At 66.4% G+C, this 12,146-nt stretch carries 10 protein-coding genes; 8 read left to right on the top strand and 2 right to left on the bottom strand.

All coding sequences use genetic code 11. The annotated features are described in order from the left end of the window. Window positions 1-144 precede the first annotated feature (144 nt). The 5 genes from otnC to otnK are packed head-to-tail and all read left to right on the top strand — an operon-like array spanning window position 145 to window position 4,776. Window positions 145-783 carry a 3-oxo-tetronate 4-phosphate decarboxylase gene (gene otnC, locus AC6LKD_RS27230; RefSeq protein ID WP_498117982.1) on the top strand — a complete coding sequence of 213 codons (639 nt, stop codon included), beginning with the start codon at window positions 145-147 and terminating at the stop codon, window positions 781-783. Window positions 784-797: 14 nt separating this feature from the next. Continuing rightward, window positions 798-1,598, top strand: a complete 801-nt coding sequence (gene otnI / locus AC6LKD_RS27225) for a 2-oxo-tetronate isomerase (RefSeq protein ID WP_498117981.1) — start codon at window positions 798-800, stop codon at window positions 1,596-1,598. Next, window positions 1,595-2,569, top strand: coding sequence for a D-erythronate dehydrogenase (gene denD / locus AC6LKD_RS27220; protein WP_498117980.1), 975 nt, complete (start codon window positions 1,595-1,597; stop codon window positions 2,567-2,569). The genes otnI and denD overlap by 4 nt, the downstream gene beginning before the upstream one ends. Before the next feature lie 45 nt (window positions 2,570-2,614). Continuing rightward, the gene (gene ltnD / locus AC6LKD_RS27215) at window positions 2,615-3,523 is read left to right on the top strand and encodes an L-threonate dehydrogenase (protein ID WP_498117979.1); all 909 of its coding nucleotides are present in this window, start codon (window positions 2,615-2,617) and stop codon (window positions 3,521-3,523) included. Beyond that, window positions 3,520-4,776: a 3-oxo-tetronate kinase gene (otnK, locus tag AC6LKD_RS27210; protein WP_498117978.1), complete on the top strand. Its 1,257-nt coding sequence runs from the start codon at window positions 3,520-3,522 to the stop codon at window positions 4,774-4,776. The genes ltnD and otnK overlap by 4 nt, the downstream gene beginning before the upstream one ends. Window positions 4,777-4,854: 78 nt before the next feature. On the opposite strand, the gene AC6LKD_RS27205 is transcribed toward otnK, so the two are convergent. Beyond that, complete coding sequence (locus AC6LKD_RS27205) at window positions 4,855-5,562, bottom strand: FadR/GntR family transcriptional regulator (protein WP_498117977.1); 708 nt, start codon at window positions 5,560-5,562, stop codon at window positions 4,855-4,857. Window positions 5,563-5,806: 244 nt separating this feature from the next. Between AC6LKD_RS27205 and AC6LKD_RS27200 the strand changes: the two genes are divergently transcribed. Then, window positions 5,807-7,822, top strand: coding sequence for a TonB-dependent receptor domain-containing protein (locus AC6LKD_RS27200; protein WP_498117984.1), 2,016 nt, complete (start codon window positions 5,807-5,809; stop codon window positions 7,820-7,822). Between the two features lie 94 nt (window positions 7,823-7,916). Here the strand turns inward: AC6LKD_RS27200 and AC6LKD_RS27195 are convergent, their stop codons facing one another. Continuing rightward, window positions 7,917-8,807: a LysR family transcriptional regulator gene (locus AC6LKD_RS27195; RefSeq protein ID WP_492274605.1), complete on the bottom strand. Its 891-nt coding sequence runs from the start codon at window positions 8,805-8,807 to the stop codon at window positions 7,917-7,919. Between the two features lie 191 nt (window positions 8,808-8,998). Between AC6LKD_RS27195 and AC6LKD_RS27190 the strand changes: the two genes are divergently transcribed. Beyond that, window positions 8,999-10,468 (top strand): NAD-dependent succinate-semialdehyde dehydrogenase, encoded by a 1,470-nt coding sequence (locus AC6LKD_RS27190; protein ID WP_498117975.1) that lies wholly within the window; start codon window positions 8,999-9,001, stop codon window positions 10,466-10,468. 17 nt (window positions 10,469-10,485) lie between these two features. After that, window positions 10,486-12,117: a GMC family oxidoreductase gene (locus AC6LKD_RS27185; RefSeq protein ID WP_498117974.1), complete on the top strand. Its 1,632-nt coding sequence runs from the start codon at window positions 10,486-10,488 to the stop codon at window positions 12,115-12,117. The last annotated feature ends 29 nt before the right edge of the window (window positions 12,118-12,146 follow it).

Below are 12,146 nucleotides of genomic sequence, written 5' to 3'. Positions count from 1 at the left end.
GTCGCAACTCGGTGTTTACCCCGAGCCAGCTTTTTGCCATAAATTTGTATGATGACCTTATGACTTCGAACTCTGGAGGAAGGTCGTCATGCCTGCAGCATCCGTGCCATGCGAGTCCACCCGTCGCCGTAACGGTGGGCGGCCATGACCGAGGAATCCCGCATCCGCGACGAGATCTGCGCCGTCGGCGCCAGCCTCTATGACCGTGGCTATACCGTGGGTGCGGCCGGCAATATCAGCGCGCGTCTGGACGACGGCTGGCTGATCACGCCGACCGACGCCTGCCTCGGACGACTGGACCCCGCCGAACTGTCCAAGGTCGACGCGGCAGGCAGGCATGTGTCGGGCAGCAAGCCGTCCAAGACGCTGGAACTGCATCGCGGCATCTACCAGGCCAGTCCCGGCGCGCGCGGCATCGTGCACACGCATTCCACGCATCTGGTGGCGTTGACGCTGGCGGGCGTATGGCGGCCGGATGAAGTGCTGCCGCCCATCACGCCTTATCAGGTCATGAAGGTCGGCAGGATTCCGCTGATCCCCTATCGTCGCCCGGGCGATCCGCAAGCTGCAGCCGAGGTCGCGGCGGTGGCGGGCGACGTGCGCGGGGCGCTGTTCGAGCGCCTTGGGCCGGTGGTGTGGGAGCGCTCCGTAGCCCATGCCTCCTATGCGCTCGAAGAACTGGAAGAAACCGCCCGTCTTTGGCTGATGAGCGATCCCCGGCCCGCGCCAATGAGCGCAGCGGCGATCGACGAACTGCGGGCCGTGTTCGGCGCGCGCTACTGAACCTGGACATCGCAATGCCGCGCCTGGCCGCCAATCTCAGCATGATGTACACCGAGCATCCCTTCCTGGACCGATTCGAGGCGGCCGCGCGGGACGGGTTCGCGGCAGTGGAGTTCCTGTTTCCCTACGAGTATCCGGTAGCCGAACTCAAAACGCGGCTGGAGGCACAGGGGTTGAGCCAGGCGCTGTTCAACGCGCCGCCGGGAGATTGGGCCGCAGGCGAGCGCGGCACGGCCTCGCTGCCCGGCCGCGAAAGCGAATTCCGGCATGGGGTCGAGCAGGCCTTGGAATATGCCGCCGCGCTCGGCAACCGCAAGCTGCATCTGATGGCCGGACTGATCCAGCCTGGGCAGGACCGCGCCGCGCATCGCGCGGTCTATCGGGAAAATCTGGCGTGGGCCGCACGCGCCGCTGCGTGGGCCGGCGTGACGGTGCTGATAGAACCGATCAACACGCGCGATATCCCGGGCTTCTTCCTCAACCGCCAGGACGAGGCGCAAGCCATCTGCGCCGAGGTTGGCGCGGACAACCTGAAGGTGCAGTTCGACATCTACCACTGCCAGATCGTGGAAGGCGATATCGCGGTCAAGCTCAAGCGCGACATGGCCGGCATTGGCCACATCCAGATCGCGGGAGTGCCGGACCGCCATGAGCCGGATCTGGGCGAACTGAACTATCCCTACCTGTTCGAGCAGATCGATGCGCTGGGCTACGCGGGCTGGATCGGCTGCGAGTACCGGCCTCGCGCCGGCACCTCCGCCGGGCTGGGCTGGGCCCGGCCCTACCTGACACACACGGGACATACCGCGACATGAAGATACTCATCACCGGCGGCGCCGGCTTCCTGGGGCAGCGCCTGGCCCGCAGGCTGTTGGAGCGCGGCACGCTGACCCTGGTTGGGGGCAAGCCCGAAGCCATCACTCAGATCGGTCTGCTGGACGTGGTGCAGGCTCCGGGGCCGGACGATCCGCGCATTCATGCGCAGGTCGGCGACATCGCCGATCCCGCGGTGCTGCGGCAAGCGATCGGCACGGACACGCGCGTGATCTTCCATCTGGCCGCCATCGTCAGCGGCCAGGCCGAAGCGGATTTTGACCTGGGCATGCGCATCAACCTGGACGCGTCGCGCGCGCTGCTGGAGACCTGCCGCGCCCTGGGCCACCAGCCGCGGGTGATCTTCACCAGTTCGGTCGCGGTATATGGCGGTACGCTGCCCGACATCGTGCGCGACGACACCGGGCTCAATCCCCAATCGTCCTATGGCACGCAGAAAGCCATCGCCGAACTGCTGCTGGCGGACTACACGCGGCGCGGCTACGTGGACGGGCGCGTGCTGCGCCTGCCCACCATCAGCGTGCGTCCGGGGCGGCCCAACGCGGCGGCCTCCTCGTTCGCCAGCGGCATCATCCGCGAACCGTTGAATGGAGTGGAGGCGGCATGCCCGGTGCGCGCTGACACGCGGCTGTGGTTGCTGTCGCCGCGCGGTGCGATCCAGGCGTTGATCGCAGGCTGCGAGCTGGACGCGGCCGCCGTCGCGGATCGCGCGCCCATCAATCTGCCGGGCGTGTCGGTTACGGCGGCCGGAATGGTGCAGGCGCTGCACGAAGTCGCCGGGGACCAGGTTGCCGACCGCGTCAGCTGGCAGCCAGATGAACGCGTCGAGCGCATCGTGGGCAGCTGGCCAGGCCGTTGGGACACGGCCCGGGCCGAAAAGCTGGGCCTGCGCGGCGACGCCGATTTCGCAGCCATCATCCGCGCCTACATGGCCGACGACCTGGCGCGTTGAGCGCGGGCCGCAATCCATCCCTACCGTAGCGGTACCGCCAACGATATGAGCAATCCTCAAACACCATCCCGCCGCGTCGGCGTCATCGGCCTGGGCGCCATGGGCGCGGGCATCGCGCAAAGCTTGCGCCGGGCCGGCCACGACGTGCATGTGTACGACATTCGCCAGGAGGCCGGCGCGGCATTCGCGGCGCAAGGCGGTGTGGCCTGCGCCACGCTGGCCGACATGGCGGCCGCCTGCGACATCGTCATCAGCGTGGTCGTCAACGCCCAGCAGACCGAGGCGGTGCTGTATGGCGAAGGCGGCCTTGCCGCCGCGCTGCGGCCGGGGGCGGTGTTCGTGATGTGCTCCACCGTGGATCCCAACTGGTCGATCGCGCTGGAGGCGAGGCTGGACGCGCAGGGCATCCTGTACCTGGATGCGCCCATCTCCGGCGGCGCCGCGCGCGCGGCCTCGGGCGAAATGACCATGATGACCGCGGGCCGCGCCGCCGCCTATGAAGCCTGCGGCCCGGTGCTGGAATCCATGGCGGGCAAGGTCTACCGATTGGGCGACCGCGCCGGCGCGGGCAGCAAGGTCAAGATCATCAATCAGCTGCTGGCTGGCGTGCACATCGCCGCGGCGGCGGAAGCCATGGCATTGGGCCTGCGCGAAGGCGTGGACGCGGATGCCTTGTATGAAGTGATCACGCACAGCGCGGGCAATAGCTGGATGTTCGAAAACCGCATGGCCCATGTGCTGGCGGGCGACTACACGCCGCTGTCCGCGGTCGATATCTTCGTCAAGGACCTGGGCCTGGTGCTGGACACCGCCAGGCATACCCGCTTTCCTCTTCCGCTGGCGTCCACCGCGCACCAGATGTTCATGCAGGCCTCCAGCGCCGGCCACGGCCGCGAGGACGATAGCGCGGTGATCAAGATATTTCCCGGGATTGCCCTGCCGGAGGTCAAATGAGCATCAAGCTGGGCTGCATCGCGGACGACTTCACTGGCGCCACCGACCTGGCCAACAACCTGGTGCGGGCCGGCATGCGCACCGTGCAGACCATAGGCATACCGGGCGAACCCTTGCGCGGCGGCGCCGATGCCGTCGTGGTTGCGCTCAAGACCCGCACCTTGCCGGCGGCCGAGGCCGTGGCGCAGTCGCTGGCGGCGCTGGACTGGCTGCGGGCGCAGGGCGCGGAACAGATCTACTTCAAGTATTGCTCCACCTTCGACAGCACGCCCGCAGGCAATATCGGGCCTGTCGCCGATGCGCTGATGCAGCGGCTGGGCACGGATTTCACCATCGCCACGCCGGCTTTTCCGGACAACAAGCGCACGGTGTTCAAGGGCTATCTGTTTGCGGGCGACGTGCTGCTGAACGAATCGGGCATGCAGCATCATCCGCTGACGCCCATGACTGATCCGAACCTGGTGCGCGTGTTGTCCGCGCAGACCACGCGCCGTGTCGGTCTGATCGACCATGCCGTTGTTGCGCGTGGCAGCGAGGCGATCCGCGCTTGCATCCAGGAGTTGAAGACTCAGGGGATCGAGATCGCCATCGTGGATGCCGTGTCCAATGATGACCTGCTGGCACTGGGGCCAGCGCTTGCCGGCATGCCGCTGGTGACGGCGGGCTCGGGAGTGGCTATCGGCCTGCCGCGCAACTGGGGCTTGACGCCCGCCTCCGCGCACGCCGGACAGCCGCGCGTGCCGGGCATGCAGGCGGTAGTGGCGGGCAGTTGCTCGGCGGCTACCCATGGCCAGGTGGCCGCGTTCATCGAAAGCGGCCGGCCCGCGCTGGCGCTGGATCCGCTGCGGCTGGCGGCTGGCGACGACGTCGTGGCGCAGGCGTTGGTCTGGGCCGATGCGCGCCTGCGCCTCGGCCCGGTACTGATCTACTCCACGGCGCAACCCGAGCAGGTGCGGCAGGCGCAGGGCGCGTTGGGCGCCGCGCGCGTGGGCGCCATGATCGAGGATGTCATCGCGCGCATCGCGACCGGGCTGGTTGAACGCGGCGTGCGCCAGCTGATCGTGGCGGGTGGCGAGACCTCGGGGGCGGTGGTGCAGGCGCTGGGGTTGCAGCAGATTGCCATCGGCGAGCAGATAGATCCCGGCGTGCCTTGGTGCTGCGGCCATGCGCCCGCAGCGCAAGGCGACATCAGCATTGCGCTGAAGTCGGGAAACTTCGGCGCGCGGGACTTCTTCATCAAGGCGTTCGGCTAGGGCGGCTGTCGCAGCTTCGACCTGTGCCTGTCGGTCCAGAGCGGCAATGCGCGGCGCTGCCGCGCCGGCTGTCCTAGCTCAGCGGTGCGCCTGGCTCAGCCGCCTGGCGGCATTCACCATGTGGATGCGGGCGGCCTCGCGTGCGCCGGCCACATCTTTGCTGCGTATCGCTTCGACGATGGCGACATGTTCCTGCAGCACCGCCCGCATCAAGTTGGCGTGGCGGGCCTCGTTGGCGCGCGTGACGCGCGTGGCCGCTTCCAGGAACTGACTGACGAAAGCCAGGGTCGTCAGGAAATAGGGGTTGCCGGTGGCGCGGGCGATGCTGCGGTGGAAGGCCACGTCTTCCTGCACGCCGTCGCCGCCGTTTTCAACGGCCCGCGCAATGGCGGCCAGCGCGGCGTCGATCTCCGCCATGTCCTGCTTCTTGCGCACCGCTGCGGCCTGTGCGGCGATCTCGGTTTCCAGCGCGCGGCGCAGGTCCACGATATGCAGCACCGCGTCCAGCGAGGAAAGATCGGCCGCGTCGATGCGCAGGGCGCGGTTGCCGGCGTGGCCGGTGACGTACACGCCGCTACCTTGCCGCGCCTCCACGATGCCATCCTGCCGCAGGCGTGACACCGCTTCGCGTATGACCGTGCGGCTGACACCGAACTGTTCCGCCAGGGCGCTTTCGGTGGGCAGTTTTTCGCCGGGCGGTACGCGGCCTTCGTCGATCTCGGCGAGCAGGCGTTTGGCGACCGTGTCGGTCAGCGTGGGATGAGTCGGGAGTCGAGGGAACGCCATCGCCGTATGATACGCGCGCCCAAGCAGGGCAGGGCCATGAGGGCTCGACCTGGCTTTCATTGAGCTCACAGCCTTGCGTCATTTTCGAAATGTTATATCATTCTCCAATTGGTTGGTACGTTATAACATTTAAAAGAGGGCGATGATGAATGGCAAGAAACTGGGGCGGCAAAGGGAGCGCGGTGGCCGGATCGCCGTGCGGGCGGGCCGCCGGGGCGCGCTGAAACCCTTGGTCTGCGCGCTGATGTTGGCCGCGCCCGCGGCGCAAGCAGAAGAGGCTGCGGCCGAACGCGCAGCCGCCAAGACCCTGGCGCCGATCACGGTATCCGCCAATCCGCTGGGCCTGGACCTGAACAGCACCACGCTGCCTGCCTCGGTGCTGGAAGGCGACGCGCTGGTCGAACAGCGCAACGGCACCCTGGGCGACACGTTGAAGAACCTGCCGGGGGTCAATAGCGACACCTTCGGTGGCGGCGCCAGCCGCCCCGTGATCCGCGGACAGACGGCGCCGCGCGTGAAGGTGCTGTCCGACGGCTCCGAGGTGATGGACGCGTCCAGCATTTCTCCGGACCACGCGGTGACCGTGGAGCCGTTGCTGGCCGAGCGCATCGAGGTGCTGCGCGGCCCGGCCACGCTGCTGTACGGTGGCGGCGCCATCGGCGGCGTGGTCAATGTGGTGGACAAGAAGATCCCGACGGCAGTGCCGGAAAAAGGCATAGAGGCCGAAGCCGAATTGCGCGGCGCCACCGGCACCAAGGAACGCGCGGGGGCGGTGGGCATCACTGCCGGTGAAGGTCAGTTCGCGGTGCGCGTGGAAGGTTTGAAGCGCCGCACCAGCGACTACGACGTGCCCGACTGGCCTGGCGGCAAGCTGGAAGGCTCGTACAGCGAGTCGACGCAGGGCACGGTGGGCATGTCCTGGATCACGCCGCGCGGCTACGTCGGCCTGGCGTTCACGCATCTGGAAAGCAAGTACGGCCTGCCGGGACACAATCACGAATACGAAGGCTGCCACCCGCACGGCACCCATCTGCATTGCGGCGGCCATGACCATGGTCACGGCGAAGAGGGTCACGATCACGACCATGAGCACGAGCATGGCGGCGTGCCCTACGTGAAGCTGCGCAGCAACCGCCTCGACCTGCGCGCCGAGTACCAGGATCCGTTCGCGGGCTTCGAGAAGATCCGCGTGCGCGGCGGCTTGACCGACTACCAGCACGACGAGATCGAAGGCGGCGAAGTCGGTACGCGCTTCAAGAACAAGGGTTACGACCTGCGCGTGGAAATGCAGCACAAGCCCATCGCCGGTTGGCGCGGTGTGGTGGGCGTGCAGAACGCCTACAGTGATTTCCGCGCCGATGGCGAAGAGGCTTTCCTGCCGCGCAGCAAGACGCGCTCCTATGGCCTGTTCGTGCTGGAGGAGTACCAATTGAACGACTGGCGCTTCGAACTGGGCGCGCGGCAGGACTGGCAACGCATCTCGCCTACCGGCGGCGCACAGCGCAGCAGTCTGTCGGGCACGTCCTTGTCGGCCGCAGCCATCTGGGACTTCGCGCCGCAGTACTCGGTGGCCCTGTCACTGTCACGCTCGCAGCGCTTGCCCAGCGCGCAGGAACTGTATGCGGATGGCGTGCACCTGGCCACCAATACGTATGAGCTGGGCAATGCAAACCTGGGCCGCGAGACGTCGCACAACATCGACCTGACCCTGCGCAAGCATTCGGGCGACACGACGTTCTCGGCCAGCGTATTCCACAACCGCGTGAAGAACTACATCTACGCCAACACGCTGGATCGCTACGAGGACTTCCGTCTGATCGAGTACACCCAGCGCGACGCGGAGTTCACGGGCGTGGAAGGCGAACTGCGTCACCAGTTCACCCCGGTGTTCTCGGCCGCCGTGTTCGGCGACTACGTGCGCGGCAAGCTGACTGGCGGCGACGGCAACCTGCCGCGCATCCCGGCGGCGCGCGCCGGCGTGCGCGCCGACATGAAGTGGCAGCAGTGGTCGGGCGGCGTCGAATACGCCCGCGTGTCCGCGCAGAAGGACATCGCCGCTTACGAGGAGACCACGCCTGGCTACAACATGGTCAATGCGGTAGTGGCCTATCGCGGCCAGTACGGCGCTACGGATTATGAAGTCTACCTGCGCGGCACCAACCTGTTGAACAAGCTGGCGTACAACCACGCGTCCTTTATTTCGACGGTGGCGCCGCTGCCCGGGCGCAGCGTGCTGCTGGGCGTGCGCATGACGTACTGATGCAGGAACACACGCTGCCAGCAGCGGAGACGGTCATTCCGTCTCCGCTTTTTTTTGCCCGGGAATCGAGGTCGGGAGCGGCTCTCACGCCAATTCAGGGCTGGCGCTTGCTCAGGTGGTTGACGAAGAGCTTGGCGGCCGTGGGCAGGGCGTCGAAAGAGCGCACGCAGATCTGGATCTGGCGTCGCGCCCAGGCCTCGGTCAGCGGAATGATGCGGATGTCGAACATGACCGAGTAGCGGCGTGCGATGTCCAGCGGCAGCACGCCTATGCCCAGCCCCGAGTTCACCATGAAGCACAACGCGTCAAAACCGGTGACCTGCACCTTGAGCTGGATGTTTCTTTTTTCGTCGCTGGCTGCGTTGGACAGGATGCGGTTGATGGCGCTGCCGCGGTGCAAGCCGACGAAATCATGTTCCAGCGCTTCGGCGAAGCGGAAGCCCGGCTTGTCCTGCAGGGGGTGGTCGGCGGGCACGACCAGGGCGAGCGTGTCTTCCCGGTAGGGAAGAATCTCTACATCGTGGTCCGGCGCCGTGCCCGAGAAGATGCCCACATCGGCTGCGTTTTCGGCCACTGATTTGATGATGGTCGAGGTGATTTTCTCTTCCAGATCGACCTGCACGTTGGGGTAGTCGTTCAGGAAGAGCTTGATGTCCTGGGGCAAGAACTGGGTTATCGCGGAAATATTGGCGTGCACCCGGATGAAGCCGCGCAGGCCGCGCGAGTAATCGCGCATGTGCACCGAGATTTCATCGAGTTCGTGCAAGGCGCGCCGCGCCATGGTGGACAGCGCGATGCCGGCCGGCGTGGGGCGGATGCCCTTGTTGGTGCGGATGAGCAGCCGGATCTTGAGGTTCTCTTCCAGTTCGCTGATCCGCTTGCTGATGGCCGCCGCGGCGATGTGCTCGTGTTCGGCCGCCGCGGCGATGGTGCCTTGCTCGACCACGCTGATGAATAGCTTGAGGGAGGTGGGATCGAGGCGCATGGCGGGACGGACGGGAAAGCGGACGAGATGGCTCATTGTAGCCATGCACGGGTTTGTCATCGCGGATGACGATGGCGGCATCGCTAATGACTGCTGTTGCACAGGCGGGCGCCGGGGCTATCCTCCCCAAAAAATTCCGTCCGACCCCCAGCGTGGACCGTGCGGAGCATGATGGATGGAGTGCGAGACAAATGAATCTGCAGAATAGCCAGCTGCTGCGGCAGCAGGCCTACATCGGCGGCACCTGGTGCGACGCCGACAATGGCGCCACCATCACGGTGCGCAATCCTTTCGATGCAAGCGTGCTGGGCACGGTACCCAACCTGGGCCAGGCCGAGACCGCCCGCGCCATCGCGGCAGCCGATGACGCGCTGCCGGCCTGGCGGGCCAAGACGGGCAAAGAGCGTGGCGCCATCCTGCGCAAGTGGCATGCGCTGATCGAGGCGCACGCCGACGACCTGGCGCTGCTGCTGACCCTGGAACAGGGCAAGCCGCTGGCCGAGGCCCGCGGCGAACTCAACTACGCGCTGTCCTTCGTCGAATGGTTCGCCGAAGAGGCCAAGCGCGTCTATGGCGACGTGCTGCCCCACACCCGCGGCGACCAGCGCATGCTGGCCATCCGCCAGCCTGTGGGCGTGTGCGCCGCCATCATCGCCTGGAACTTTCCTTCGGCCCTGGTCACGCGCAAGGTCAGCCCGGCGCTGGCCGCCGGCTGCACGGTGGTGCTCAAGCCGTCCGAGCTGACGCCGTTTACCGCGCTGGCGCTGGCCTGGCTGGGCGAGCAGGCCGGCATACCGCCCGGCGTTCTCAACGTGGTCATCGGCGACCCCGCGCCCATCGGCACGGAATTGACGCAGAACCCGGCGGTGCGCAAGCTGACCTTCACCGGGTCAACCCAGACCGGTCGCCTGCTGATGCAGCAAAGCGCTTCCAACATCAAGAAGCTGTCGTTGGAACTCGGCGGCAACGCGCCCTTCATCGTGTTCGAGGACGCCGATCTGGACGAAGCCGTGCAAGGCCTGGTGCTGTCCAAGTTCCGCAACGCGGGCCAGACCTGCGTATGCGCCAACCGCGTCTACGTCCATGCCAGCGTCGCCGATGCCTTCAATGACAAGCTGCTGGCGGAAATGCGTCGCATGAAGGTGGGCAGCGGGCTGGAAGAGGGCGTCACCCAAGGACCGCTGATCGACCAGCGCGCCGTGGACAAGGTGGCGCGCCTGGTGGACGACGCCACCGCGCGCGGCGCGCGCCTCCTGGCGGGCGGCAAGCTGCGCGAGTCGGGAACCTTGCTGTATGAACCGACCCTGATTGCCGGCATCACCGACGCCATGGAACTGGCGCACGAGGAGATCTTCGGCCCAGTGGTGGGGATCAGCACATTCGAATCCGAAGCCGCGGTGCTGGCGCGCGCCAACGACAGCGCCTCGGGTCTGGCGGCGTATTTCTACACCGCCAACCTGGAACGGGTCTGGCGCATGATGGAAGGGCTGGAGTACGGCATTGTCGGCGTGAATACCGGCGCCGTATCCAACGAGGTCGGGCCTTTCGGCGGCATCAAGGAGTCGGGCGTGGGCCGCGAGGGCTCCAAGTACGGCATCGAGGAGTTCCTGGAAATCAAGTACGTCTGCCTTGCCGGCAAGTCGTTCAACGCGATTCCCTGACGTACGCGGATCCAGACATGAGCCAAGCACAGCCTTCTCTCCGCGACGCGGACCAATTCGATTACGTGATCGTGGGATCCGGCGCGGCCGGTTCCATCCTGGCCAACCGCCTGAGCGCGGACGGCTCCACGGTCTGCGTGCTGGAGGCCGGCCCGCCGGATCGCAGCCCTTATCTGCACATTCCTGCTGGTTTCATCAAGGCGGTATTCAACAAGAAGTACGCCTGGCAGTTTTCCAGCGAGGGTACGGCGCAGACCAATGGCCGGCGCGTGCCGATTCCGCAGGGCCGCACCCTGGGTGGTTCGACCTCCATCAACGGCCTGGTCTACAACCGCGGCCAGGCGGCCGACTTCGATCATTGGGCCGCGCTTGGCAACACCGGCTGGTCCTACGACGAGGTGCTGCCGTACTTCAAGTCCATGGAGCGGCGCGTGGGCGGCGACGACCGCTACCGCGGCCGCAAGGGCGAGCTGCCGGTCACGGACATAGACTGGATCCATCCGCTGTGCGAGGCCTTCATCGCCGGCGCCGTGGAGCAGGGCATTCCGCGCAATCCCGATTACAACGGCGCGGATCAGGCCGGCGTGGGCTACTTCCAGCGCACAATCGACCGTGGCTGGCGCATGAGCACGGCCAAGTGCTTCCTCAAGCCGGCCATGGGTCGCAAGAACCTGGAAGTGCGCACCTACGCGCAGGCGACGCGCATCCTGTTCGACGGCGGCAAGGCCGCTGGCGTGGCCTATTGCCATCCGGCTCATCCCTCACGGGTCCGCGCGGTGCGCGCGCGCCGCGAGGTGATCGTATCCTGCGGCGCGATCAACACGCCCAAGCTGCTGCAGCTGTCGGGCCTGGGTCCGGCGGAATTGCTGCGCCAGCACAACATCGACGTGGTCCGCGACCTGCCGGGCGTGGGCGAGAACCTGAGCGATCACTACTCGGTGCGGGTCGTGGCGCGCGTGAAGAACAGCCAGACCATGAACCAGCTGGTCAAGGGCTTGAGCCTGGCCGGCCAGATCAGTCGCTGGATGATGAAGCGTCCCAGCATCATGGCGCTGAGCCCGTCGCTGCTGCATTATTTCTGGAAGTCCACGCCGGACCTGGCACTGCCCGACCTGCAAGGTGTGTTCACGCCCGCCAGCTACAAGGAAGGCTATGTGGGCATGCTGGACGACTTCCCCGGCATGACCGCGGGCGTCTGGCAGCACCGGCCCGAGAGCCGCGGGCAGGTGCACATCCGCTCGGCGGATCCGCTGCAGGATCCCGTGATCCTCGCCAATTACCTGGAGAACGAGCGCGACCAGATGACGTTGGTGCGCGGCATCCGCCTGGCTCGTCAACTGCTGCGTTCGCAGGCCCTGTCGCCGTATTTCGACAGCGAAGTCCTGCCCGGCCCGCTATGCGAATCCGATTCCGAATTGCTGGACTTCGCGCGCCGCTATGGCGTGTCGTCCTATCACGTCAACGGCACGGCCCGCATGGGCCAGGCTGATGACAAGTATGCGGTGGTCGACCCCCAGCTGCGGGTGCACGGCATCGCCAATCTGCGCGTCATCGATTCTTCGGTGATGCCAGCCATGCCGTCGGCCAACATCTGCGCGGCCACCATGATGATCGGCAACAAGGCCGCCGACCTTATCAAACAATCCTGAATTGCCAATCAGCGGTCACCAGAGTGATC

The sequence above is a fragment of the Achromobacter sp. D7-1 genome (genome assembly GCF_059760445.1).
Note: the sequence above shows the minus strand (reverse complement) of the source record. Positions and strands in the feature narration are given on the sequence as shown.

Excerpts from the sequence above, each read along its gene's own strand:
- AC6LKD_RS27200 (WP_498117984.1), top strand. The coding sequence starts at position 5,807 with ATGTTGGCCGCGCCCGCGGCGCAAGCAGAAGAGGCTGCGGCCGAACGC.
- denD (WP_498117980.1), top strand. The coding sequence starts at position 1,595 with ATGAAGATACTCATCACCGGCGGCGCCGGCTTCCTGGGGCAGCGCCTG.
- AC6LKD_RS27195 (WP_492274605.1), bottom strand. The coding sequence starts at position 8,807 with ATGCGCCTCGATCCCACCTCCCTCAAGCTATTCATCAGCGTGGTCGAG.
- AC6LKD_RS27190 (WP_498117975.1), top strand. The coding sequence starts at position 8,999 with ATGAATCTGCAGAATAGCCAGCTGCTGCGGCAGCAGGCCTACATCGGC.
- otnI (WP_498117981.1), top strand. The coding sequence starts at position 798 with ATGCCGCGCCTGGCCGCCAATCTCAGCATGATGTACACCGAGCATCCC.
- otnC (WP_498117982.1), top strand. The coding sequence starts at position 145 with ATGACCGAGGAATCCCGCATCCGCGACGAGATCTGCGCCGTCGGCGCC.
- otnK (WP_498117978.1), top strand. The coding sequence starts at position 3,520 with ATGAGCATCAAGCTGGGCTGCATCGCGGACGACTTCACTGGCGCCACC.
- AC6LKD_RS27185 (WP_498117974.1), top strand. The coding sequence starts at position 10,486 with ATGAGCCAAGCACAGCCTTCTCTCCGCGACGCGGACCAATTCGATTAC.
- ltnD (WP_498117979.1), top strand. The coding sequence starts at position 2,615 with ATGAGCAATCCTCAAACACCATCCCGCCGCGTCGGCGTCATCGGCCTG.
- AC6LKD_RS27205 (WP_498117977.1), bottom strand. The coding sequence starts at position 5,562 with ATGGCGTTCCCTCGACTCCCGACTCATCCCACGCTGACCGACACGGTC.